The sequence below is a fragment of the Streptomyces sp. NPDC025651 genome, assembly GCF_055558735.1.
In genome coordinates, this window is record NZ_JBVHLZ010000005.1 from 461,731 (window position 1) to 487,022 (window position 25,292).

The 25,292-nt window shown below is 72.9% G+C and carries 16 protein-coding genes; 8 read left to right on the forward strand and 8 right to left on the reverse strand.

What is annotated here, in order from left to right; translation table 11 throughout:
* The first annotated feature begins 12 nt into the window (after positions 1 to 12).
* The 4 genes from ACZ4D5_RS21430 to ACZ4D5_RS21445 all read left to right on the forward strand — a co-directional run bounded on the left by ACZ4D5_RS21430 (position 13) and on the right by ACZ4D5_RS21445 (position 4,154).
* A complete protein-coding gene (locus ACZ4D5_RS21430; RefSeq protein ID WP_467773947.1) occupies positions 13 to 924 on the forward strand; it encodes an imine reductase family protein in 912 nt (303 codons plus the stop codon).
* Positions 925 to 993: 69 nt separating this feature from the next.
* Positions 994 to 1,395, forward strand: coding sequence for a MerR family transcriptional regulator (locus tag ACZ4D5_RS21435; RefSeq protein WP_467773948.1), 402 nt, complete (start codon positions 994 to 996; stop codon positions 1,393 to 1,395).
* A gap of 5 nt (positions 1,396 to 1,400) precedes the next feature.
* Positions 1,401 to 1,733: a thioredoxin family protein gene (locus ACZ4D5_RS21440; protein ID WP_467773949.1), complete on the forward strand. Its 333-nt coding sequence runs from the start codon at positions 1,401 to 1,403 to the stop codon at positions 1,731 to 1,733.
* Positions 1,734 to 1,904: 171 nt separating this feature from the next.
* On the forward strand, positions 1,905 to 4,154 hold the full coding sequence (locus ACZ4D5_RS21445) for a HelD family protein (RefSeq protein WP_467773950.1): 2,250 nt from the start codon (positions 1,905 to 1,907) through the stop codon (positions 4,152 to 4,154).
* Here ACZ4D5_RS21445 and glgB read toward each other — a convergent pair.
* From glgB to ACZ4D5_RS21470, 5 genes are all read right to left on the reverse strand, one after another.
* Entirely contained in the window at positions 4,129 to 6,690 is a 2,562-nt protein-coding gene (glgB, locus tag ACZ4D5_RS21450; protein ID WP_467773951.1) for a 1,4-alpha-glucan branching enzyme, read from the reverse strand. The two genes, ACZ4D5_RS21445 and glgB, sit on opposite strands and share 26 nt — an antisense overlap.
* A 26-nt stretch (positions 6,691 to 6,716) precedes the next feature.
* The gene (locus tag ACZ4D5_RS21455) at positions 6,717 to 8,171 is read right to left on the reverse strand and encodes a maltokinase N-terminal cap-like domain-containing protein (protein ID WP_467773952.1); all 1,455 of its coding nucleotides are present in this window, start codon (positions 8,169 to 8,171) and stop codon (positions 6,717 to 6,719) included.
* A gap of 132 nt (positions 8,172 to 8,303) precedes the next feature.
* Positions 8,304 to 10,022: a maltose alpha-D-glucosyltransferase gene (gene treS / locus ACZ4D5_RS21460; protein WP_467773953.1), complete on the reverse strand. Its 1,719-nt coding sequence runs from the start codon at positions 10,020 to 10,022 to the stop codon at positions 8,304 to 8,306.
* Entirely contained in the window at positions 10,019 to 12,040 is a 2,022-nt protein-coding gene (locus ACZ4D5_RS21465; protein WP_467773954.1) for an alpha-1,4-glucan--maltose-1-phosphate maltosyltransferase, read from the reverse strand. Before ACZ4D5_RS21465 ends, treS begins: the two co-directional genes overlap by 4 nt.
* A 339-nt stretch (positions 12,041 to 12,379) precedes the next feature.
* Entirely contained in the window at positions 12,380 to 12,937 is a 558-nt protein-coding gene (locus tag ACZ4D5_RS21470; RefSeq protein WP_467773955.1) for a protease inhibitor I9 family protein, read from the reverse strand.
* Between the two features lie 125 nt (positions 12,938 to 13,062).
* Here ACZ4D5_RS21470 and ACZ4D5_RS21475 point away from each other — a divergent pair, with 125 nt between their 5' ends.
* Positions 13,063 to 13,827: a hypothetical protein gene (locus tag ACZ4D5_RS21475; RefSeq protein ID WP_467773956.1), complete on the forward strand. Its 765-nt coding sequence runs from the start codon at positions 13,063 to 13,065 to the stop codon at positions 13,825 to 13,827.
* 27 nt (positions 13,828 to 13,854) lie between these two features.
* Here the strand turns inward: ACZ4D5_RS21475 and ACZ4D5_RS21480 are convergent, their stop codons facing one another.
* From ACZ4D5_RS21480 to ACZ4D5_RS21490, 3 genes are all read right to left on the reverse strand, one after another.
* Positions 13,855 to 16,209 (reverse strand): protein kinase domain-containing protein, encoded by a 2,355-nt coding sequence (locus tag ACZ4D5_RS21480; protein WP_467773957.1) that lies wholly within the window; start codon positions 16,207 to 16,209, stop codon positions 13,855 to 13,857.
* A 55-nt stretch (positions 16,210 to 16,264) separates the two neighbouring features.
* The gene (locus tag ACZ4D5_RS21485; RefSeq protein ID WP_467773958.1) at positions 16,265 to 18,964 is read right to left on the reverse strand and encodes a protein kinase domain-containing protein; all 2,700 of its coding nucleotides are present in this window, start codon (positions 18,962 to 18,964) and stop codon (positions 16,265 to 16,267) included.
* A 103-nt stretch (positions 18,965 to 19,067) separates the two neighbouring features.
* On the reverse strand, positions 19,068 to 20,999 hold the full coding sequence (locus tag ACZ4D5_RS21490) for an NHL domain-containing protein (protein WP_467773959.1): 1,932 nt from the start codon (positions 20,997 to 20,999) through the stop codon (positions 19,068 to 19,070).
* A 443-nt stretch (positions 21,000 to 21,442) separates the two neighbouring features.
* Here ACZ4D5_RS21490 and ACZ4D5_RS21495 point away from each other — a divergent pair, with 443 nt between their 5' ends.
* The 3 genes from ACZ4D5_RS21495 (at position 21,443) to glgP (ending at position 25,249) form a co-directional block, all read left to right on the forward strand.
* Positions 21,443 to 21,796, forward strand: coding sequence for a hypothetical protein (locus ACZ4D5_RS21495; RefSeq protein ID WP_467773960.1), 354 nt, complete (start codon positions 21,443 to 21,445; stop codon positions 21,794 to 21,796).
* A gap of 417 nt (positions 21,797 to 22,213) precedes the next feature.
* Positions 22,214 to 22,486, forward strand: coding sequence for an IPT/TIG domain-containing protein (locus ACZ4D5_RS21500; RefSeq protein ID WP_467773961.1), 273 nt, complete (start codon positions 22,214 to 22,216; stop codon positions 22,484 to 22,486).
* A 135-nt stretch (positions 22,487 to 22,621) separates the two neighbouring features.
* Positions 22,622 to 25,249: an alpha-glucan family phosphorylase gene (gene glgP, locus ACZ4D5_RS21505; protein WP_467773962.1), complete on the forward strand. Its 2,628-nt coding sequence runs from the start codon at positions 22,622 to 22,624 to the stop codon at positions 25,247 to 25,249.
* The last annotated feature ends 43 nt before the right edge of the window (positions 25,250 to 25,292 follow it).

Below are 25,292 nucleotides of genomic sequence, written 5' to 3' on the forward strand. Positions count from 1 at the left end.
AGCATGGTGGCCATGTCGAACCACACCCCCGTCCACCCCGACTCCCGCACCCACCCCCGGCCCGCCGTCACCGTCCTCGGTCTCGGCGCCATGGGCCGGGCCCTCGCCGGCGCCTTCCTCGCGGCCGGTCACCCCACCACCGTCTGGAACCGTTCGCCGGGCAGGGGCGAGGACCTCGTCGCCCGGGGCGCCACCCGCGCCGCCACGCCCGCCGACGCGGTCCGTGCCGCCGAGGTCGTCGTCGTGTGCGTCGTCGACTACGCCGCCGCGCGGGCCGTCCTCGACCGGGCCGCGGGAGAGCTGCCGGGCCGCCTCCTGGTGAACCTCACCTCCGACACCCCCGAGCGCGCCCGCGAGGCCGCCGCCTGGGCCGAGGAACTCGGCGTCGACTACCTCGACGGCGCGGTCATGGTGCCCGTCCCGATGATCGGCACACCGGACGCGCTGATCTTCCACAGCGGCACGCGATCCGCGTACGAGAAGTACGAGGCGACGCTCGGGGCCCTGGGCGGGCGGACCGCCTACGTCGGCGAGGACCACGGGCTCGCCGCGGTCCACGACCTGTCCGTCCTGGACTTCTTCTGGACGGCGATGCACGGCCTGGTGCACGGCTACGCCCTCGCGGCCGCGGAGGGCGTGAGGGCGGCGGCCGTCGCCCCCTACATGAAGGCCCTCGCCGCCCTGCTGGCGAGCGTCGTCGACGGCACGGCCGAGGACCTGGACTCGGGGGCGTACCCCGGCGACCTGGACAACCTCACCGTGGAGGCGGCGAACGTGCGGCACATCGTGCGCGCCGCCGAGCACCGCGGCCTGGACGCGGCGGCCCTGCGCGGCGTCCTCGCGGCGGCCGACAGGTCGATCGCCCTCGGGCACGGCGCCGACAACTGGTCCTCGCTCGTCGAGGGCATCCGCAACCCCGCCTGACCCGCACGCAGCAGCGCGCCCGGGGAAACCGCTGGCCTTGACGCCCACGTCAAGGACTACCTTCGGGGCATGCGAATCGGCGAGCTCGCGGCGCGCGCGGGGACGACCACGCGGACGCTGCGCTACTACGAGTCCCGCGGGCTGCTCCCCGCGCGGCGCACCGGCAACGGCTACCGCACGTACGACGAGGACGACGTCCGGCTCCTGGAGCAGATCAGGACCCTGCAGGACTTCGGATTCGACCTGGAGGAGACCAGGCCCTTCGTGGAGTGTCTGCGCTCCGGCCATCCGGAGGGCGACTCCTGCCCGGCCTCGCTCGCCGTGTACCGCCGCAAGCTCACCGAACTCGACGCGCTGATAGGCGAGTTGAACGCGGTGCGCGCACAGGTCGGGGCGCAGCTCGTGCGCGCCGAGGCGGCACTGGAAGGCGGCCCCGAGCCGCGGTGCGAACTGACGGGACGAGGAGTGTGACGGCAGTGAAGGCAGCAGGCGTGGCCGAGGTGACGGACGCCGATTTCGAGGGGGAGGTGCTGCGCGAGGCCGACCGTCCGGTGCTCGTGGAGTTCACGGCGGACTGGTGCGGACCGTGCCGGCAGCTGGCGCCGGTGCTCAGCGAGCTGGCGCGCGACGAGGCGGACCGCCTCAAGATCGTGCAGTTGGACGTGGACCGCAGCCCGCAGACCGCGATCACGTACAAGGTGCTCTCGGCGCCGACCATGATCGTGTTCCGGGGCGGTGAGCCCGTGAAGCAGATGGTGGGCGCGCGGGCCAAGCGCAGGCTCCTCGCGGACCTGGCCGACGTGCTCTGAGGGAATCGCTCTGAGGGAATCAAGAAAAATACCCCGGACGAATTGACGTCCGGGGTATTTCTCTGCGTATATTGGATTCTTTCGCGAAGCCCTGCCCATTTGCCGTCACATTTGAGCAGGGCGGCTTCACGAGAAGTTCAATAAGAGCACTGTAACTGGCGAGGGGCTGAATTGTCAACCGAGGAATTGCGGGAAGAGCAGCAATTCGTCTCCGGGCTGTACGCGCGCCTCGACGCGCTGCGCGAGGAGGCCGAGGCCGCCGTGCAGGCGTCGTTGTCGCAGGTCGGCAACGGTCTCCAGGCGCGCCTGGAGCGAGATGTGCTGGTGGCGGAGCGGTCCGGGCTGCTCGCCGCCTTCGACGCGGGTGAGAACGGTCTCTGCTTCGGGAGACTCGAATTCCGCGACGGTCGCGACCACCACATCGGGCGCATCGGAATCCGCGCCTCCGACACCGAACGCACCCCGCTCGTGATCGATTGGCGCGCCGACGTCGCGCGCCCCTTCTATCTCGCGACGGGGCATACGCCGATGGGCCTGCGGCGCCGTCGGCACATCACCACCGAGGGCCGCGAGGTCACCCACCTGCACGACGAGATCCTCGACCTCGGCGACACCACGCGCACCGGTCACGAGGGCGCCGACGCCGACGAGGTGCTGCTCGCCGCGCTCGACTCGGCGCGCACCGGCCGCATGCACGACATCGTGCAGACCATCCAGGCCGAGCAGGACCGCATCATCCGTGCCCCGCACCGCGGTGTCCTGGTGGTCGAGGGCGGGCCGGGCACCGGCAAGACCGTCGTGGCGCTGCACCGCGCCGCGTTCCTGCTCTACGCGCACCGCGAGCTGCTCGCCAAGCGTGCCGTGCTGATCGTCGGGCCCAACCCGGCCTTCCTCGGCTACATCAGCGAGGTCCTGCCGGCGCTCGGCGAGACGGGCGTGCTGCTCTCCACGGTCGGCGAGCTGTTCCCCGGCGTGAGTGCGACCGGCACCGACAGCCCCGCCGCGGCCGAGGTGAAGGGCCGCGCGGAGATGGCGGACGTGCTCGCCGCGGCCGTCCGCGACCGGCAGCGGACCCCCGAGCCCGGCGACCCCGTCGTCATCGAGCACGACGACGGCGACCTGGTCCTCGACTGGACGATCGCCGACCAGGCGCGCGAGGCGGCCCGCGCCATGGACGTGCCGCACAACCTCGGCCGCCCGCACTTCGCCTTCCGGATCATCGACGCGCTGACCCGGCAGCTCGCCGACCGCATCGGCGCCGACCCGTACGGCGGGCCCAACTTCCTCGGCCCCGACGACATCGCGCAGCTCGGCAAGGCCATCGCGGCCAGCCCCGAAGTGCACGCGGCCATCGAGGAGTTGTGGCCCACCCTCACCCCGCAGGGCTTCGTCACCTCCTACCTGGAGGAGCCCACGGGCCTGGCCGACGAGGACGCCGCGGCGATCCGCCGCCCGCGCGGCTCCGCGTGGACGCCCGGCGACATCCCGCTGCTCGACGAGGCCGCCGAGCTGCTCGGCCACGACGACAGCGCCGAGCGCGCGGCCGCCGAGGCCGAGCGGGCCCGGCAGATCGCGTACGCGCAGGGCGTCCTCGACGTCTCGCGCGCCTCGCGGACGTACGAGTTCGAGGACAAGGACGAGGAGGACGCCGAGGTCCTGCTCGCGCACAACATCATCGACGCCGAGCGGATGGCCGAGCGGCACGAGGAGGCCGACCACCGCAGCGCCGCCGAGCGGGCGGCGGCCGACCGCACCTGGGCGTTCGGGCACATCATCGTCGACGAGGCGCAGGAGCTCTCGGCGATGGCCTGGCGGCTGCTCATGCGGCGCTGCCCGACCCGCTCCATGACGCTCGTCGGCGACCCCGCGCAGACCGCGGAGGCGGGCGGCTGCGGCTCGTGGGAGAGCATCCTCGCGCCGTACGTCGAGGACCGCTGGGAGTACACCCGGCTCGGCGTCAACTACCGCACGCCCGTGGAGATCATGGACGTGGCGGCGGAGGTGCCGCGCGCCGCGGGCGACCCGGACTTCCGGCCGCCGAGCTCGGTGCGGTCCACGGGCGTGCGGCCCTGGGCGCGCCGTGCCGACGACCTCGGCGCGGCCGTCGCCGACGCGGTCGCGGCGCGGAAGCGGGACGAGGGCCGCCTCGCGGTGATCGCCCCGCGCGAGCTCCACGCGGAACTCGCCGTGCGGCTGCCCGGGGTGACGGCCGGTCAGGCCCCGGACCTGACGCGGCCGGTCGTCCTGATCGACCCGCGTCAGGCGAAGGGCCTGGAGTTCGACACGGTCCTGGTCGTCGAGCCCGCGCGGTACGGCGCGAGCGACCTGTACGTGGCGCTGACCCGGGCCACAAAGCGCCTCGGCATCCTGCACGCCGAGGAGCTGCCGGTGGCGCTCAAGCAGGTCGAAGCCACACCGTAGCCAGCGGTGGCAGGGTCAGGCGCAGCGACGCGGGACGGCCGTGCGACGGCACCGGCTCCGGCTTGAGCGGGTCGGGGTTGGTGACGTCGCTGCCGCCGTAGCGGGCCTCGTCGGTGTTGAGGACCTCCTGCCAGGCGGCGAACTCGTCCGGCACGCCAAGCCGGTAGCCGTGCCGCACGACCGGTGAGAAGTGTGAGACGGCCAGCAGCGGCACGCCCTGCTCGTCGTGGCGCAGGAAGGCGAACACGTTGTCCTCGGCCGCGTCGCCCTCCACCCAGGCGAAGCCGCCGGGGTCGGTGTCGCGCTGCCACAGGGCGGGCTCGCCGCGGTAGAGCGTGTTCAGGTCGCGTACGAGGTCGCGTACGCCGCGGTGGTCGGGCTCGGCGCCGTACGCGGGGTCGAGCAGCCACCAGTCGGGGCCGTGGCCCTCCGCCCACTCCGCTCCCTGGGCGAACTCCTGGCCCATGAAGAGGAGCTGCTTGCCGGGGTGGGCCCACATGAAGCCCAGGTACGCCCGGTGGTTGGCGCGCCGCTGCCACCAGTCGCCGGGCATCTTGGACACCAACGACCGCTTGCCGTGGACGACTTCGTCGTGCGAGATGGGCAGGACGTAGTTCTCGCTGTAGGCGTACACCATCGAGAACGTCATGTCGTTGTGGTGGTACTTGCGGTGCACCGGCTCCTTGGAGACGTAGCCGAGGGAGTCGTGCATCCAGCCCATGTTCCACTTCAGGCCGAAGCCCAGGCCGCCGAAGCCGCCGGGGCCCGTGTGGTGGGTGGCGCGGGTCACGCCGTCCCAGGCCGTGGACTCCTCGGCGATGGTGACGACCCCGGGGTTGCGGCGGTAGACGGTGGCGTTCATCTCCTGGAGGAAGGAGACGGCGTCGAGGTTCTCGCGGCCGCCGTGCGCGTTCGGGGTCCACTCGCCGTGCTCGCGGGAGTAGTCGAGGTAGAGCATGGAGGCGACGGCATCCACGCGCAGGCCGTCTATGTGGAACTCCTCGCACCAGTAACTGGCGTTGGCGACCAGGAAGTTGCGCACCTCCTTGCGGCCGTAGTCGAACTCCAGGGTCCCCCAGTCGGGGTGCGCGGCGCGGCCCGGGTCCTCGTGCTCGTACAGGGGCCTGCCGTCGAACTCGGCGAGCGCCCAGTCGTCGCGCGGGAAGTGCGCGGGCACCCAGTCCATCAGGACGCCGATGCCGGCGCGGTGCAGGGCGTCGACCAGGTACTTGAAGTCGTCGGGGGTGCCGAGGCGGGCGGTCGGCGCGTAGAAGCCGGTGACCTGGTAGCCCCAGGAGCCGCCGAAGGGGTGCTCGGCGACGGGCATCAGCTCGACGTGCGTGAAGCCCAGGTCGGCGACGTACGGAGGGAGCTGGTCGGCGAGCTGGCGGTACGTCAGGCCCGGGCGCCACGAGGGAAGATGCACCTCGTACACGGAGAACGGCGCGCGGTGGACCGGCACGTCCGCGCGGCGCGCGAGCCACTCCTGGTCGTGCCACTCGTGGTGCGACTCGTGCACGACCGAGGAGTTGGCGGGCGGTTCCTCGGTGCGGCGGGCGAGCGGGTCGGCGCGCATCGTCGTGGAGCCGTCCGGCCGGGTGATCTCGAACTTGTACAGCTCGCCCTCGCCGACGGAGGGCACGAACAGCTCCCAGACGCCGGTGGAGCCGAGGGAGCGCATCGGGAACCCCGTGCCGTCCCAGTAGTTGAAGTTGCCGACGACCCGCACGCCGCGGGCGTTGGGCGCCCACACGGTGAAGCGGGTGCCGGTCGCGCCCTGGTGCGTCATGGGCCGCGCCCCGAGCGCCTCCCACAGCCGCTCGTGCCGCCCCTCGCCGATCAGATGCAGGTCGAAGTCGCCGAGCGAGGGGAGGAAGGAGTAGGCGTCCTGGATCTCCAACTCCGTTTCCTCGTACGTGACATGGAGCCGATAGCCGTCGGGCGCGGACCGCAGCGGCAGGACCGCGGAGAAGAAGCCGTCCCCGTCGTCGCGCAGCTCGGCCCGCAGCTCGTCGGCGACCACGGCGACGCCGCGCGCGTAGGGCCGCAGCGCGCGGAAGGCCATGCCCCCGGGCACGGGGTGGGCGCCGAGCACGCCGTGGGGGTTGTGGTGGGTGCCGCTCAGCAGGCGTGCGCGGTCGTCCTCGGGGACGGGGGACTCGGTGACGGGGCCGGGCACGGCGGCGGGCTCGGCCTCGGTCCTGGTGACCGGCCCGGCCTTCGGCCCGGAGGTCGGGCCGGGCTTCGCCGGTGCTCCGGGCGTCACCGGTGCTCCGGGCTTCGCCGGTGACGTGGGCGCCGCCTTCTTCGTACTCGCCGCGGCGTTCGGCGTCTTCGGCGTCTTCGGCGTCCTCGGCGTCTTCGTGCTCTTCCCGCCCGCCGTGGTCTTCCGTGCCGCCTTCTTCCCCGTGCCCTTCGGGCCGGTCGCCTGCTCGGCCGGGGCGGGCGGGGCGGGGTCCGGCTCCGGCGGTCGGGGGGCGGGCGGGGTGGCCGGGGCGGTGGGTTCGTCGGACGGTTTGCGGGGGCGGGGGGTCACGGGGGAGGCCTCCTTGCGAGGAGTGGTCAGAGGGCGTCGTCGGCCGCGGAGCCGTTCCCGGCGAGGCGGCGGACCGCGGCCAGGGGGACCGGCAGCCAGTCGGGGCGGTGGCGGGCCTCGTAGAGGACCTCGTAGACCGCCTTGTCCGTCTCGTGCGCGCGCAGCAGCACCGGATCCATGCGCGGGTCGCGGCCCGAGACGTCCGCGTACCCCACGCAGTACGCGGCCCGGCAGTCGGCGGCCCATTCCGGGGGCGAGGGGGTGATCGAGTGCGCCGCGTAGTCGAAGGAGCGCAGCATGCCCGCGACGTCGCGGGCCGGCGGCTGCGGCAGCCGGCGCTCGGCGAGCGGGCGCGCGGGCTCGCCCTCGAAGTCGATCAGCGACCAGGTGCCGTCGGGAGCGCGCAGGCACTGCCCCAGGTGCAGGTCGCCGTGGACGCGTTGGGCCGTCGGCGTCCACGACGATCCGCCCCCAGCACCCAGGTCGGCCAGCGCCTCGAAGGCCGTGAGGAGGCCGGGGGCGAACGGCCGCAGCGCGGGCACCGCCTGCGCCGCCGCGGCCAGGCGCTCCGCCATGCCGTCGGCGATGAGCTCCACCTGGGCCCGGCCCAGCGAGACGGTCGGCAGCGCCGCCGCGAGCGCCGCGTGCACCTCGGCCGTGGCGCGGCCGAGCGCCCGCGCCTCGTCGGTGAAGGACTCGCCCTTGCCGAGCATCCGCAGGGCGAGCTCCCAGCCGTCCTCCGCACCGGCCAGATACGGCTGGAGCACCCCGAGCCCGCACGCCTCGTCCGCCGACGCCGCGCTCGTCGCCAGGTCCGCGAGGAACCACGCGGCGGGCGCGGGCACCCGTGCGCAGCCCTGCCGGGCCAGGTGCAGCGGGAGCTCCAGGTCGGGGTTGACGCCGGGCACGACGCGGCGGAACAGCTTCAGGATGAACGTATCGCCGTAGACGACCGAGGAGTTGGACTGCTCGGCGGCGAGCAGGCGCGGCGCGAGCCCGGAGGGTATCTCGGCGGCCGGGTCGCGCTCGAAGCGCAGCACTCCGTGCCGCCCCGGCATCCGCAGCCGCTCCAGGAGCAGCGCGGCGAGCCGCGGGTCGTGCAGTGCCTCGTACGCGGTGAAGCCGGCGAGCGGGCCCTCGGTGACGTGGCCGATCAGGGCGGGCGCCAGGTGCGGGGGCAGGGTGCGGCGTATGCCGATGAGCACCTGGTAGCAGTCCCCGCTCCGTTCGGCCGCGCCGCCCTCAAGTGCCGTGCTCTGCGCGGGAACGAGCGTGTGCCGGACCCGCAGCAGGAGGTGCAGCAGGCCCGACGGCGAGCTGCGCGGCAGGAGTTCGGTCGCCGCCACCGCGTCGAGGGCGCCGATCGGACGCCCCTTCCCGGCGAACCACCGCTGCCGGGGCAGCCACTCGCGCAGCAGGGGATCGAGCGAGGCGAGCAGCGCGGTGGCGTGCGCACCGGGACGAGTGGCGGCTTCCGACATGGCGTCGCGTCCTTTCCGCGTCGCGGACAAGGCAGAGTGCGGGAGTGCCGGTTGTGCGTAGGAGTGCCCAGGGCGGGGCGGTGGAAACCGCCCCGCGAAGGCGCCCCGCAGGGGGGCTCGTGCTGCCGGAGCCTACGCCGGTTCCTTGCGCAGCCGGAACCAGTAGAACCCGTGCCCTGCCAGGGTGAGGAGGTAGGGCAGCTCGCCGATGGCCGGAAAGCGCACCCCGCCGATGAGCTCCACGGGGTGGCGGCCGTTGAACGCCTGGAGATCGAGTTCGGTGGGCTGCGCGAAGCGCGAGAAGTTGTGCACGCACAGCACCAGGTCGTCCCCTTCCTCCTCGGTCGACGGCGCCTCGCGCAGGAACGCGATCACCGCCGGGTTGGACGAGGGCAGTTCGGTGTACGAGCCGAGCCCGAACGCCGGGTTCTGCTTGCGGATCTCGATCATCCGGCGCGTCCAGTGGAGCAGCGAGGACGGCGACGACATGGACGCCTCGACGTTCGTGACCTGGTAGCCGTAGACCGGATCCATGATCGTCGGGAGGTAGAGGCGGCCGGGGTCGCAGGACGAGAAGCCCGCGTTGCGGTCGGGCGTCCACTGCATCGGGGTGCGCACCGCGTCGCGGTCGCCGAGCCAGATGTTGTCGCCCATCCCGATCTCGTCGCCGTAGTAGAGGATCGGCGAACCGGGCAGGGAGAGCAGCAGCGCGGTGAACAGCTCGATCTGGTTGCGGTCGTTGTCCAGGAGCGGGGCGAGGCGGCGCCGGATGCCGATGTTGGCGCGCATCCGCGGGTCCTTGGCGTACTCCGCGTACATGTAGTCGCGCTCTTCGTCCGTGACCATCTCCAGCGTCAACTCGTCGTGGTTGCGCAGGAAGATGCCCCACTGGCAGCCGGACGGGATGGCCGGGGTCTTGGCGAGGATCTCCGAGACCGGGTAGCGCGACTCGCGGCGCACCGCCATGAAGATGCGCGGCATGACGGGGAAGTGGAACGCCATGTGGCACTCGTCGCCGCCGCCCTCGAAGTCGCCGAAGTAGTCGACGACGTCCTCGGGCCACTGGTTGGCCTCGGCGAGCAGGACCGTGTCCGGGTAGTGGGCGTCGATCTCGGCGCGGACGCGTTTGAGCAGCTCGTGGGTGCGGGGGAGGTTCTCGCAGTTGGTGCCCTCCTCCGCGTACAGATAGGGGACCGCGTCGAGCCGGAACCCGTCGATGCCGAGGTCGAGCCAGAACCGCAGCGCCGAGATGATCTCCTCCTGGACGGCCGGGTTCTCGAAGTTGAGGTCCGGCTGGTGGGAGAAGAAGCGGTGCCAGTAGTACTGCTTGCGGACCGGGTCGAAGGTCCAGTTCGAGGCCTCGGTGTCGACGAAGATGATCCGGGCGTCCTGGTACTGCTTGTCGTCGTCCGCCCAGACGTAGTAGTCGCCGTAAGGTCCCTCGGGGTCGCTGCGGGACTGCTGGAACCACGGGTGCTGGTCGCTGGTGTGGTTCATCACGAAGTCGATGATCACGCGCATGCCGCGCTGGTGCGCGCAGTCGACGAACTCCACGAAGTCGGCGAGGTCCCCGAACTCGGGGAGCACGGCCGTGTAGTCCGAGACGTCGTACCCCCCGTCGCGCAGCGGCGACTTGAAGAACGGCGGCAGCCACAGGCAGTCCACGCCGAGCCACTGCAGATAGTCCAGCTTGGCGGTCAGGCCCTTGAGGTCGCCGATGCCGTCGCCGTTGCTGTCCTGGAAGGAGCGGACGAGCACCTCGTAGAAGACGGCGCGCTTGAACCAGTCGGGGTCACGGTCCTTGGTGGGTGTGTCCTCGAAGGTGTCCTGGACGGGCTCATTGACGATCATGGTGTGGGTGACCCTCCGATCAACGGTGAGGACGGTCGCAGGACGCGGAAGACGTGCGCGGGCGCTCGGCCCGGTGTGAGGCGCACATAGTTGGCCCTGCCCCAGTGGTAGGTCTCGCCGGTGAGCTCGTCGCGCACCGGCACGGTCTCGTGCCAGTCGAGGCCGAGTTGCGGCATGTTCAACGAGACCGTGGCCTCCTGGGTGTGGTGAGGGTCGAGGTTGACGACGACCAGAACCGTGTTCGAGCCGTGCGCGTCGGCGGCGGACTTCGAGTAGGCGATCACCGATTCCTTGTCCGTGGTGTGGAAGTGCAGGTCGCGCAGTTGCTGGAGCGCGGGGTTGGCGCGCCGGATCCGGTTGAGCGCGGTGATCAGCGGGGCGATCGTCTCGCCCCTGCGTGCCGCCGACTCCCAGTCCCTTGGCCGCAGTTGGTACTTCTCCGAGTTCAGGTACTCCTCGCTGCCGCGCCGCACGGGCGCGTTCTCGCACAGCTCGAAACCGCTGTACACGCCCCAGGTCGGCGACAGCGTGGCGGCGAGCACGGCCCGCACCTCGAAGGCGGGGCGGCCGCCGTCCTGGAGGTAGGCGTGCAGGATGTCGGGGGTGTTCACGAAGAAGTTGGGGCGCAGGAAGTGCCCGGTCTCCTGGGACAACTCGGTGAGGTAGTCGGCGAGTTCCTCCTTGCCGTTGCGCCACGTGAAGTACGTGTACGACTGCTGGAAGCCGATGGCGGCCAGCGTGCGCAGCATCGCGGGGCGGGTGAACGCCTCGGCGAGGAAGATGACGTCCGGGTCGCTGCCGTTGATGTCCGCGATCACCCGCTCCCAGAACACCACGGGCTTGGTGTGCGGGTTGTCGACCCGGAAGACGCGCACGCCGTGGCCCATCCAGAAGCGCAGCAGCCGCACGGTCTCCGCGATCAGCCCCGGCATGTCCTTGTCGAAGGCGAGCGGATAGATGTCCTGGTACTTCTTCGGCGGGTTCTCGGCGTACGCGATGGAACCGTCCGCCCGGCGGTGGAACCAGTCGGGGTGCTTCTCCACCCACGGGTGGTCGGGGGAGCACTGCAGCGCGAAGTCCAGGGCGACTTCGAGGCCGAGCTCGGCGGCCCGCGCGACGAACGCGTCGAAGTCGTCGAGCGTCCCGAGGTCGGGGTGGACGGCGTCGTGGCCGCCCTCGGGGGAGCCGATCGCCCAGGGCACGCCCACGTCGTGCGGGCCGGGCGAGAGCGAGTTGTTGGGGCCCTTGCGGTAGGTGGTGCCGATGGGGTGGATCGGCGGGAGATAGACGACGTCGAAGCCCATCTCGGCGATGGCGGGAAGCCGCCCCGCGGCGGTGCGGAAGGTGCCGGAGACGGGCGGGGCGCCCTCCCTGACCCGGGCGCCCTCCGAGCGCGGGAAGAACTCGTACCAGGAGCCGAACAGGGCCCTGCGTCGCTCCACGACGAGCGGCAACTCCTCGGAGAACGTGACGAGTTCACGCAGCGGATGCCGGGCGAGCGCCGCCTCCACCTCCGGGGTGAGGGCGGCAGAGAGACGGGCCGCCGGTGGGCGGCCCGTGTCGCGCAGTGCGTGCGCCGCGGCGAGGACGGTGGCCCGCTCGGGGCGGGGCACGCCGGTGGCGGCGCGCTCGTGGAGCCGGGCCCCCTCCTCGAGGACCAGCTCGGTGTCGATGCCCGCGGGTATCTTGATCCGCGCGTGGTGCCGCCAGGTCGTGACGGGGTCGCCCCACGCCTCCACGGTGAACGTCCAGCGGCCCTCGGCGTCCGGCGTGACGTCCGCGCCCCACCGGTCGGTGCCGGGCGCGAGCTCCCGCATCGGGGTCCAGGGGCCCGCGCGGCCCGCGGGATCGCGCAGGACGACGTTGGCGGCGACCGCTTCATGGCCTTCGCGAAAGACGGTGGCGGTGACCTGGAAGGTCTCCCCGGGTACGGCCTTCGCCGGTTTTCGACCGCCGTGGACGGCAGGTTGGACGTCCAGTACAGGAATGGTGGGCTGCTGGGGTGTGCCAAGGGGCATGGTCTGACCGCTCCTGTCCGCGTGCACGGATACGGGGGTGTGGAGAGGTTCTGCGGTGCGTGCCGGCGGTGAGCCGGAGTGCGTACCGGGGGAGCCTTCCCACTCCGTTCGGGTGGGCAATCCGGCGCTTTGTTAACTACTAGTGCGTAAGGGCGCATGCAAGACCGGTCCCGCCAAGAATGGCGAGACCGGTCCGAATTCGCATATGCCCTGCGGGCGGTCGAGCGGTGCGCATATGTCCGGGGGGTGTTCACCTGGAGGATCCTGTCCGGGGAGCCGAGGCCGCCGACGTGCCGGAGAAGGCGTCCGTGGCGGAGTCGCCCGCGCGCGTCCTTCCCGTCACTCGCGCCGACCGTGACCGCCTCGCGGACCCGGGCGGGCGAGTACAGGCTCGCGGGCGTTCTTCGTCACCAGTCGATGCCCGCGATGACCGTGCGTGGTGCGCACGCCGGTTTCGATGGCGTACGCGGTCGCTCCTGGGCCCGCGGACTGCGGCCAGGTGTAGGACGTGTCGAGCGGCAGGTCGTTCTGGTCGATGCGGTCGAGGCCCCAGGACGGCGGGTTCTTCCGGGTGTGCCGCAGGGACACCGCGCCGTCCTGTACGACCGAGGCGACCCGCGGATCGGCGGCGAGCCGCTTCGCCTTCGCCGAACCGGCCCTCACGGAACAGCCGTTGAGCGCCTTGCCGTGAGTGTGGCGTATTTTCGCCCCGTACTGCTCGGCGACGTCCCTGCCCGCGTCGGACGGCGCCTGGTTCGCGACAGAGTCATGCGCTGGTTTCCCTCCCCGACTGGACGGGCGGGCCGCGGAGTTGGGAGCTCGCCGCAGCCGCCATGGGGCAGCCTCTCGTGCGATGTGAAGTGCTACAAGACCGCATGCGGGGGCAGAACCCGCCATATCGCCCGTGACGGACAGGCGAGGGCAGCGGCGGTTTCCGAGTGGAACGGCAGGTGCGAGGGGCGGTGGGTAGAGTCGGGATCTTCGGCCGGCGGCAGCCCCCGGAGTACTCGGAAGCAGACGTCATGACGAACGCCGACCCGGCCGCGACGGCGCGCACGCGACTCGACGCCGCTCTCGACGGCCTCGCCGTCACCCTGCGCGGCATGACCGCCCACCCCGACGAGGTCCAGTGCGCCTGCCACTGGGGCACCGAGGAGGAAGTCGCGCTGTTGAAGGCGGCGGGCGTGGAACTCGACCCCGACCTCCTGGGGCGCACCTGGAGGGCGACCGACTGGCTCGACCAGCCGGCGATGGTGCGCCGCATCCTGCCCCAGTTCGCCGTGCACCTCGTCCACGGCCTGGCAGAGCCGATGTTCGGCATGGCGGAGGTCGGACACTGCCTGCTGCGGGGCCGCTGGCAGGAGTGGCCCGGCGAACAGGCCGCGGCGGTCCAGGAGTTCCTGCGCGCCTGGTGGGCGTGGACGCTCGTGGAGCCGGAGCCGCCCGTGCCCGCGCACGAACTCCTCGCCCTGTGCGCCGAGGCGTCCGGCACACCGGCGCCGTGGCTCGGCATGTGGCAGCAGCTCGCGGGGCCCGTGGCCGACCGCCACCTGGCCCTGGCCGTGGCGGAGTGGGAGTACGACCTGCTCGGGTACGCCCTGCCCTGGGACGCGTGGGACAAGGAGGAGGAGAAGCGCCGCGAACTCACGGCCTGGCTCGTCCGCCTCGCCCCCGACCGGCTCCGCGCGCACGGCGCCCCCGACGACCTGCTGCAGCGCGTACGGCTGCTCGGCCTCGACGCGGACGCCCGCTGGGCGGACCCGCACTGGCCGGGCCACCGGTACTGACGCCACGTACGAACCGTGCCGCGGGGGTCAGGGAGCGTACCCCGACATGATCCTGCCGTCGTGCGTGGCGGTGAACAGGGCGCCGCCCGCGTACAGCGGGTGGCCGAGCGCACCGCGGTCGTCGAACTCCGTTCCCCCGTCCGGGAGCGGGATGTCCTTCCTGCGGTAGGAGTTCAGGTCGTCCTCCGTCGACCTGCCCCACATCTCGTACAGCCCCACGGCGAGGACCCGTCTGCCCGTGAGCGCGAGGGCCACCGTGTCCTGCGGGCCGCCGTAGCGCCACAGACGCCCGCCGGTACGCCAGTCGAAGGCCGTCATGCGGTGCGTGACCGGGTCGTCGGCGTCCGGGTTGCGGGTGGCCACCACGAGGACGTCCGCCTCGCCCACGACCGGCGCCAAGGCGGGTTCGAGGCCGGGGGCGAGGGTGCGGCGCGTGCCGAGCGTGGCGGGGTCGAGCTCGCGGACGCCCGCGACGCCGTGGTCCCAGCACAGGATCGACGAACGGTGCGCGAGGAGCCCGTGGCAGGACTGGCCGGGCGTGCGGCGGGTGACCCTGCCGGTCCCCGCGGAGAGGGTCAGGACGCCCTTGCCCTCGACCGCCGCGTACACCCGGCCGCCCTTGACGAGGAGCGTGTGCTGGACCTTGGCGGGCAGCGGCGGCGACTTCCACAGCTCGTGGCCGTCCTTCGCGCGGCGGGCCCTGACGTGGGCGCGGCTCGGGCCGCTCGCCTCGTCCGCGAAGGCGAACTCGGCGGTGTAGACGACTCCGTTCGCGTACGTCAGCGCCGTCACCGCCGTGTCGGACGCCGCCGACTCGCGCCAGCGCTCGCCGCCGGAGGAGAGGTCCACCGCGATCACGCCGCGCTCGCTGGGGACGTAGACGTGCTCGCCGTCGCTCTCGGGCGGCAGCTCCTGGACGCCCTGCAGGCCGCCGGGTCCGGCGTCGAAGCCGCGGGAGGTCCAGCGGTGGCCGCCGGTCGCCGCGTCCAGGGCCGTCGCCGCGCCCTTGCCGTCCCGGCACACCAGCGTCGCCGCGACCAGGACACAGCCGTTGCCCTGCTCGTCCAGGCTCTCGGGGCGCCGTACCGACCAGGGCTTCCAGCCCTTGGGGCGGGCGGAGGCGCGGGTCGTCGCGGCGCCGAAGTCGCCGCTGCGGTCCGGGTTTCCGTACTCGGTGACGATGCGGGGGGAGCTCCTTTGGGAGGGGGAGGAGGCGGGCGGGGGCCCGCCCGCCTCGGTTCCGCCGGAGCCCGAGCCGTCGCCGCCCCGGCCGTCGCCCGGTATCAGGAAGGCCGCCGCGGTCACCGCGGTCACCGCGGCCGCCGCCACCGCCGCGGCGGCGATCCACCTCAGGCGGCGGGGCGCGGTGGACCCGGCGGCGCCGGGCGGGGCGGGCAGGGGCGGCGCGGGAGGCGGCGGCGCCGGCAGGCGCGGGGCGCGGCCGCCCGTGCCCGTCGCGGTCCGTGCCTCCGCGAACGAGCCCTGCTCCACGGCCCGTTCGCACCGCGCCACCGCCTCCCTGTGCTCCGCGAAGAGCGAGAGGACGGGCGCGGGCCACGGCACGAAGGTCCCGGCGCCGCTCGCCAGGCGCTCGGCGAGCCCCGCCGCCGTGGGCCGGTCGCCGGGCTCCGGGCGCAGACAGCCGGCGACCACCTCGCGCAGCCCGTCGGGCACGGCGGACAGATCCGCGTCGCCCCGCGTGATGCGGAAGATCACCGAGGCGAGCTCCTGGTCGTCGAACGGGCCGCGCCCCGTCGCCGCGAAGCACAGCACCGCGCCCAGCGTGAAGACGTCCGACGCGGGCACCACCGCGTGGCTGCCCTCGATCTGCTCGGGCGCCATGAAGCCGGGCGTGCCCACGACCATCCCGGCCGTCGTCAGCGCCGTCGCGTCGAAGGCCTGCGCGATGCCGAAGTCGATGAGCGTGGGGCCGTCGGGGGTGAGGAGTACGTTGCCGGGCTTGAGGTCGCGGTGCAGGACCTGCGCGGCGTGCACCGCCGCGAGCGCGCGGGCGAGCCCCGCGCCGATCGCGCGCACCGCGTCCGCGGGCAACGGCCCGCACCGGCCCACCGCGTCGGCGAGGGAGGGCCCCGCGACGTACTCCGTTGCCAGCCACGGCACTTGGGCGTCCGCGTCCCCGTCGAGCAGGGCCGCCGTGCCCGCCCCCGCCACCGCGCGCGCCGCCGCGATCTCCCGGCGGAAGCGGATCCGGAACTCCCGGTCGACGTCCAGGTCGGGCCGCACGGTCTTGACCGCGACGAGCGGCGCGCCGGGCCGCGGCTCGCGGGCCAGATAGACCTCGCCCATGCCGCCCGCCCCGATGAGGGCGAGCAGCCGGTACGGGCCGACGTGGCGCGGCGGCCCGGACAGGGGGTCGAGCACGGATCCTCCAAAAGGCGCTGTACGAGAGGGTGTTGGCGCGGTCCGGGCGGCTCGCTCAGGAGGGCAGCTCCACCGACACGACCGTCCCCTGGTCGTACACGATCGTCGCGACCCCGCCCAGCGGCAGGACCGTCGGCGGCTTCGGCTGGTCGGCGACCACCGTGCCCGTGTCCTGCGGGGGCTTCGCGTCGCGGTTGCCGGGGGCGCCGGGGACCCTGACCGTGCGGACCCTGCCCGAAGCGGTCAACGGCACCGTGCGCAGCGTGGAGTTGTCGGCGGTCAGGGCGCGGTCGCCGATGACCAGGGCGCCGGAGGAGACGGGACGCTTGATGACGTAGTCGACCACGGACAGCGGCTCCTGGCGCGCGAGCCTGCCGTTCTCCGGGTCGGCCACGAGCAGCTTCGCGCCCGTCGTGTCGTACGCGAGCGCGGCACCGGGAGAGACCGCGCTCACCACGACGTCCAGGCCGGGGTGCCCGTCGGAGCCGACCGGCGGCGCCTTGAACCCGAACTTTCCCCGGACCGCGAGTGTACGGGCGTCCAGACGGGTCACGCGGGTCTGCGGATCGGCGGTCGGGTCGTCGAGGCTCCCGCTGTCGCCGATGACCTGGGTGCAGAGGATCTGGTCGTCGGAGGTGCCGGCGGAGCCACGGCCGTCCGCCATGAGGGCGCGGCACTGGCCGTCGTCGTAGGCGCCGCCGACACGGTCGCCCTTCTTCTCGTCGAGCGCGATGACGCCGTCCCTGGAGTGGGCGTAGACCAGACCGTCGTGCGCGAGGACGGCCGTGTAGTTGCCCTGCTCGGCCTTGGCCAGGATCTCGGTGCTCAGGGCGTACGTCCACACGGGGTCACCGCCGCGCTCGACGGGGAACGCCTGGACCGTGGCGCCCTTCGGCGCCTGCGTGACGTCCGCCGTGCCCTCCAGCGCGCCTTCCGAGGACACGACGAGATGGTCGTCGGTGAGCAGCGCGGAGGTGACCTGCCGGCCGGCCGGGGCGCCGGCCGTCCACCGCACGTCGCCGCTCCCCGAGTCGCGGACCTGCACACGGCCCTTGTACGCGATGACGGTCGTCCCGCCGCGCACCACGGGGTCCAGTGAGTCCCCCGGCATGAAGAACGCGCCGGTCGGACCGATGTACGCCTCGCCGCCCGTGCCGCCGTCCCGCGCCGAGCGGCCGTCCGACGTCCACAGGCGGTGCCCGTCGACGGCACTGCGCGCCTCGTACGTACCGTTGGTCAGCAGGCACACCACGGCCTCGGTGTCGGCCGCGCAACTCATCGGCGCATGGCCGAACGTGGCGCGCCACGGCTTCCAGCCCTTGGGGCGCTGCGCCGCGTACTGCGGGACCTGGCCGCTGCGGTCGGCGGTGCCGGACGCGTCGACGCCGGCGGTGGCGACGAGCCGGGCGGGGGAGAGGGCGGGCTCGGCGGCGCCGGGGTTTTCGGCGGCGGGCGTCCTGGCGTCGCCGCCCGCCGAGCCGGAACCCGAGTGGGAACCCGAGCCGGAACCCGGGCCGGAGTCGGGCCCGCGCAGGGCGAGCAGCCCGCCGACGACGGCGCCCGCCACGGCCACGGCGACGACCGTGAGGACGGCGCCGCGTCGGCTCGGTCCGCGGCGCGGCGGCGCGGGAGCGGGCGGGGCGGGAACGGGCGGGGCGGAGCTCATGGTGGGCAGGCCGTGCGGTCCGACCGGTGCCGGGGCCCAGGTGGGCGTCCGCGTCGCGGGGTGCGGGGAGTCACCGGGCCGCGAGGGAAGGGGCAGCAGGGGCCGCCCCGAGGCACACAACTGCTCGGCGTCGCGGCGGACTTCGGCGATGTCGCCGAGGAGGGCCTCCGGCCAGCGGGGCGCAGGGGCGGAGGTGGTGTCCCCCGCCGGCTCCGCGAGGCGGGACGCCACCTCCTCCGGGCCCGGCCGCTCGTCCGGCTCCCGGGACAGGCAGGCGGCGAGCACCTCCCGCAACTCCTCGGGCACACCGTCCAGTCGGGCCTCGGCGCGGGACACCCGGTACAGGACCGCAGCCATCGGGCCGTCGCCGAACGGGTCCTCGCCGGACGCCGCGTAGGCGAGGACGGAGGCCAGGCAGAACACGTCGGACGCGGGCACCACATGGCGCCCGCCCGCCACGTGCTCGGGGGACATGAAGCCGGGCGTGCCCACGAGCAGGCCCGTCGAGGTCATCGTGGTCGCGCCGAGCGCCCGCGCCACACCGAAGTCGATGAGCTTGGGCCCACCCGCGCCGAGCAGGACGTTCGCGGGCTTCAGGTCGCGGTGCAGGGCGCCCGCCGCGTGCACGGTGGCCAGCGCGCGGGCCACTTTGGCGCCGAGCGCGGCGACGGACGCGGCGGGCAGCGGGCCGTGCCGCCGGACCGCGGCGGCGAGGGTCGGCCCGGCGACGTACTCCGTGGCGAGCCACGGCTGTTCGGCCTCCGCATCGCCCGCGACGAGGCGTGCCACGAAGGGGCTGTCGACGGACGTCGCGACGGAGATCTCCCGCCGGAACCGGGCGCGGAAGGCGGCGTCGCCCGCCATGTCCCCGCGGATCGCCTTCACGGCGACGAGCGCGTCGGGGTCGTAGGGGCGGCCGGGCTCGTGGGGTCCGGGCGTGGCCAGGAACACCTCGCCCATGCCGCCCGCGCCGAGCCGGGCCAACGTCTCGTACGGACCCACGCGCGCCGGAGAGGACTCCCGCAACTGCCCGATCATCAGCCGCCCCCGGACGCTTCTGTTGTCGCTGCCGCTGTCGCCGGCCGCCATCTCCTGTGACGCCGCGGCAGGTGGCAGATTACAGCGGTTACGGGGGCCCGGTGGGCGGGTCGTGACGGTTGCGCAACGGCCCGAACTGCTTCTTCCGCTCCTGCTACTCCCTCGCCCGCCGCCCGCGCCCGCTCCGGGACTTCGAGTCGAGCCCGGCGGTGACCGTCCCCTCCAGCGAGATCGCCGGGTGACGGCCGAACGTGGCCGAGCCGTCCGGGTGCGGACCCGGTTCGGCGTCCTGGCGGGCGATGACGGGGAGGGAGTAGAGGAGTCGTCCCCGGTCCGTGGGGACGTTGTTGACATGGGGCTCGTCGTGGACGACGAGCCGTCGGCCCTCGCCCTCGACGGCGTACACCGTCAGGGGCTCGGCGGCCGCGCCGGTGTCGAGGTAGCGGCGTGAGGGGCCGACGGGCACGTCCAGGAACTCGAAGCCGGTGGGCGCGTCGAAGGTCAGGGTGATCACGCCCGGGCGGATGGGCTGCGCGTGGTGCGCCCCGCAGACGACGTCGATCGTGGTCAGGTGGCCGGGGGCCACCAGGGTCCTGCCCTCCTGCCGGATGTCGAGGCCGGTCTCGTCGCTCGGGTCGTACGGCTCGCTCACCTTGACCGGCAGCGGGTACTCGATGTCCTGGAAGCCGGGCACGCCGCCGTAGTGGATCCGCACCGTGCAGAAGTAGTTGCCCGGTTCCGTCCACGGCGGGGCCACGACCTTGAACGTGCCGTCCAGCGCGCCCACGCGGGGTTCGAGCAGCTGGTGCGGGAACCGGCGTACGACGGGGCTCGCACCGCCCTCCACCGGCACCAGACCCTCGGCGAGCGTCAGGGTCACGGTGACCTCCCCGCCGTCGACCGGCGCGGCGCCGCGGTTCCTCACCCGCACCCCGAGGTCGAACTCCTGGCCCGTCTGCACGAAGTAGGGGTCCACGATCTCCCCGTACAGGTCCACCGGTACCGGCGTCGGAGGCACGGCGCCCCACACCTCGCGTACGCGGTTGTTGCCGCGCTCGCCGAGGTACACGGTGCCGTCGCCGTCCACCGCGAGGCCGAACGGCATGGAGATCTTGGCGGTGACCGCCACGACGTTCTCCCCGTCGTAGCCGCGGTGGCCGTTGCCCGCCAGGGCGTGGACGAGGCCGTCGGGCGTGACGCGGTACACGCGGTCGTACCCGGCGTCCGCGATCAGCAGGTCGCCCGCGCTGTCCACGGCCACCGCGTACGGGGAGTTGAGCCGCGTCCCGACCGCGGGAGCGCCCTCGTGGAAGTCGGCGCCGCCGTCGCGCTGCCCGGCCACCGTGGTGATCCTGCCGTCCGCCGCGGAGACCCTGCGGATACGCCCGGCGCAGCTGTCGCGCTGGGCGACGTAGAGGTTGCCGTCGCCGTCCACGGCCAGGCCTTCGGCGAAGCCGAGCGCCGCCCGCGTCGCGAGCACGTCGTCACCGGTCTCGGTGCCGCCGCCCGCCACGGTCTCGATGGTGCCGCCGGACAGACTCACCCTGCGTACGCGGGAGTTGGCGGAGCCGTCCCTGTGCGCGACGCAGAGGGCGCCCGCGCCGTCCACCACCAGGCCCGAGGGGTAGCCGATCCGCGCCTCCGTGGGGTTCTTCCCGTCCCCCTCGGCCCCGGGCTGCCCGTTGCCCGCGACGGTGGTGATGATGCCGTCGGGCGACACCCTGCGCACCCGGTGGTCGTCGTGGTCGGCGATGTAGAGGTTGCCCTCGCCGTCCAGGGCCAGCGCGGACGGCTTCGTCAGCCGCGCCGAGGTGGCGGGCCCGCCGTCGCCGGAGTACCCGGACTGCCCCGTGCCGGCGACGGTGGTGATGATGCCGTCCGGAGTCACCTTCCGCACCCGGCGGTTGACGCTGTCGGCGATGTACAGGACGCGGCCCGCGCCGCTCCTGCCGTCATCGAGCGCCACGCCGTGCGGCTCGTACAGCGCGGCCCGGTCGGCGGGGCCGCCGTCCCCGCCGAAGGTCTGCACGCCCGTGCCCGCGAGCGTGCGGATCGTGCCCTGCTGTGCGGGTGCCCTGCTCGTCATCGGTCCCCTCCGGAGGTCCGGCTTCCGGCGTGCGCACGCGGCGCCGGTGAAGTCCGCCGCCGAAGGTAGACCGCACGGAGTTCGACGGGCAATGGCACCCCCGCCGGGAATGCGGAGCGACGCGGCAAACAGGTCACACTTTCCGGGTGGAAATGCTCTCGGTGGATTGCTGAATTTCCGATGTCGCCTTCCGGTGAAGGTGGTGCGAGTGTTCCTCAAATAGCCAGGACATTCGATTCATCCGCCTCCCGATCCCCAGCAGGGAACCCGAGTTCCGCGGTTGACAGTTCTATAGTTGCGCGGTCCATGAGTGGCGTACGCCGAAGCATTCGCTTTGAGCCGGGCGAGACCGGTCCTGAATTGCACTCCGCGCCCTGTCGGCCTGTGTCACGACCTCCGGGCGGCGTGCTACCAAAGGAACTCTCTCTCTGGAGGTGCAGGACATGGCACTTGCCTTCGAGTACGTCGACTTCGACACGGGGGTCATCTCGACCTCGCAGGACGTGACGCTGACGCACGACGTCAGGTTTCCCGGGAAGATCCGCGAGGACGACGACGGCAACCGCGTCATCGACGTGGCGGTCAAGTCGTACACGTTCGACGCCTACATCAACGGCCAGCCCGAGGACTGGGAGATCGGCGGCCAGCAGCTGCAACTGGAGGTGTCGCGCTCGGGCCACGAGTCGGGGCAGATCTCCCTGCGGATCAAGCTGCGCCCCAGGCTCAGTGAAGTGCCGAACCCCGCCTACCAGTTCAGGGGGACGGTCAAGGCCTTGGTCATAGCCGACCTGGTGTAGCCGCCGGCCGCGCCCCGGAAGGGTCCGTACCTTTATGGGTACGGGCCCTTCCGTGCTGCCCGACCCCGAAATCAAGGAAATCATCGCCCGGAAACTCTTCCGGACTTTGTCCGGCACTCGCCGTTGAATTGAAGAGCCCCCTCCGGGGTATTCCGCGCCAACTCGTCCGGGGTTCCGAGCCGTCGTTCCGGAACATTCCCAGCGGGGGAGGGGTGGCCGAAGTCGTCAACCCGGCAATTCGAGACACGCCGTCAACCTGCCCGAAAACCTTGCCAGTCGAGGATGACTGCGATTGTGGCCGTGTCGCCCGCTCGCTACCTTCGGTCTCGCGTGGCCGACGTGCCTCTTTGCACACGGAAGAATTCGAAGGCCCGCATGCATGCTCATCGTCCTCTTCCCCGATCAAGGGAGCAGAACATGGCAATCGAAAGCGACCCGAGGCCCGAGCTCGTCCGCTTCGAGCCGCCCTCGGGCCCCGTGGACGGCGGTCAGCAGGTGACCGTGCACGGCAACCACCTGCAGTACGTGATCGACATCTACTTCGACCACGACGCGGCCATCATCAAGGAGCAGACGCCGACCAAGCTGGTCGCCATCACTCCGTCCCACTCCGAGGGCCCGGTCTGGGTCGTCGCCGAGAGCAGCGGCGGCTACAGCAACGGTCTGCGCTACCGCTACACCAGCGGCTGACGCGAGCGAGAGGGGCTCGGTTCACGCCGGGCCCCTCTTTCCTGTCGCCGTGCGCCGTGGTTGCCGGGGACCGGTCACCGCTACCGTCGACGCGTAGGTCGATTCGTGACGCATTCCCCTACAGGTGGAGTCGCTGTGAAGGCCATCCGTCGATTCACCGTACGTCCCGTCCTCCCCGAACCGCTCGGCCGTCTCGCCGAGTTGGCCCGCAACCTGCGCTGGTCCTGGCATCCGCGCACCCGTGACCTGTTCGAGGCCGTCGACCCCCGGCTGTGGGCGGCCTGCGGGTGCGACCCCGTGCGGCTCCTCGGCGGGGTGCCGCCCGTCCGCCTCGCCGAACTGGCCGAGGACGAAGACTTCCTGCGCCGCCTCGACGAAGTCGCGGACGAGCTGCGGGAGTACGTCACCGGCGACCGCTGGTACCAGGAGCGTGCCCGCGGCGACGGCCAACTGCCGCGGGCCGTCGCCTACTTCTCGCCCGAGTTCGGCATCACCGCCGCCCTGCCGCAGTACTCGGGCGGCCTCGGCATCCTCGCGGGCGACCACCTCAAGGCGGCCAGCGACCTCGGCGTCCCGCTCATCGGCGTCGGACTGCTCTACCGCCACGGCTACTTCCGGCAGTCGCTGTCACGCGACGCCTGGCAGCAGGAGCACTACCCCGTCCTCGACCCGAACGAGCTGCCCCTGTCCCTGCTGCGCGAGGCGGACGGCGCCCCGGCGAGGATCGCCCTCACCCTGCCCGGCCGGCGCTCCCTGCTCGCGCATGTCTGGCAGGCCCAGGTGGGGCGCGTGCCGCTGCTCATGCTCGACTCCGACGTCGAGGAGAACGACCCGGGCGAGCGCGACGTCACCGACCGGCTCTACGGCGGCGGCAGCGAGCACCGCCTGCTCCAGGAGATGCTCCTCGGCATCGGCGGGGTGCGCGCCATACGGGCGTACTGCCGCCTGACCGGCCACCCCGAGCCCGAGGTCTTCCACACCAACGAGGGCCACGCGGGCTTCCTCGGCCTGGAGCGCATCCACGAACTGGCCCTGGACCAGGTCGACTTCGCCACCGCGCTCGAAGCGGTCAGGGCCGGCACCGTCTTCACCACCCACACGCCGGTGCCCGCGGGCATCGACCGCTTCGACCGCGAACTGGTCGCCCACCACTTCGGCCCCGACGCCGAACTGCCCCGCATCGACGTCGGCGACGTCCTGCGGCTCGGCATGGAGACCTACCCCGGCGGCGAACCCAACCTCTTCAACATGGCCGTGATGGGCCTGCGCCTGGGCAGCCGCGCCAACGGCGTCTCCACCCTGCACGGCGCGGTCAGCAGGGAGATGTTCGCGGGCCTGTGGCCCGGCTTCGATGCCGACGAGGTCCCGATCGCCTCCGTCACCAACGGCGTGCACGCCCCGACCTGGGTGGCCCCCGAGGTCTTCCGGCTCGGCGCGCGCCAGATCGGCGAGCGGCGCACCGAGGACGCCCTCTCCGTCGGCGGCTCCGACCGCTGGGACGCCGTGGCCGACATCCAGGACGCCGACATCTGGGAGCTGCGCCGCTGTCTGCGCGGGCAGCTCGTCGACGAGGTCAGGCGGCGACTGTACGACGCGTGGCGCGGGCGCGGCGCCGCCTCCGCCGAGTTGGGGTGGATCGACGAGGTCCTCGACCCGGACGTCCTCACGATCGGCTTCGCCCGCCGCGTCCCCTCGTACAAACGCCTCACGCTGATGCTCCGCGACCGCGACCGGCTGATGGAGCTGCTCCGCCACCCCGAGCGGCCCGTCCAGATCGTCGTCGCGGGCAAGGCGCACCCGGCGGACGACGGCGGCAAGCGGCTCATCCAGGACCTGGTCAGGTTCACCGACGACCCGCGGGTGCGCCGGCACATCGTGTTCCTGCCGGACTACGGCATGGCGATGGCGCAGAAGCTCTACCCCGGCTGCGACGTGTGGCTGAACAATCCGCTGCGGCCCCTGGAGGCGTGCGGCACGAGCGGCATGAAGGCGGCCCTGAACGGCGCGCTCAACCTCTCGGTCCTGGACGGCTGGTGGGACGAATGGTTCGAGCCGGACTTCGGCTGGGCCATCCCGACCGCGGACGGCGCCGCCACCGACGACGACCGCCGCGACGACCTGGAGGCCGCCGCGCTCTACGACCTCCTGGAGCGCCGCGTCGCCCCCCGCTTCTACGAACAGGGCCCCGGCGGCCTGCCCGACCGCTGGATCGAGATGGTCAGGAGGACGCTGACCCGCCTCGGCCCGAAGGTCCTCGCGGGGCGCATGGTGCGCGAGTACGTCGAGGAGTTGTACGTCCCGGCCGCGCGCGCCCACCGGGCCCTGGACGTGACGGCCGCCGGGGAGCTCGCCGCCTGGAAGGCCCGCGTCCGCGCCGCCTGGCCGCGCGTCGCCGTCGACCACGTGGAGGCCTCGGCGACCGGAGCCACCGCGGAGCTGGGCGCCACGCTGTCCCTGCGGGTGCGGGTGGTCCTGGGGGAGCTGACGCCGGACGACGTCGAGGTGCAGGCCATCGCGGGGCGGGTGGATCCCGAGGACCACATCGCGGACGCCTCTCCGGTTCCGCTGAAGCCGACCAGTGGTCCCGACGGGGAGGGGCGGCGCGTGTACGAAGGGCCGCTCGCGCTGGACAGGACCGGGCCCTTCGGGTACACCGTGCGGATCCTGCCGTCCCACCGACTGCTGTCCAACGGGGCCGAGTTGGGGCTCGTGGCGGTGCCGTCCGAGGCCACGGGGGAGGAGGCGGGGGTGTTGATGCGGTGAGTCGGCTGCGGGCTCGTCGTGGCTGATCGCGCAGTTCCCCGCG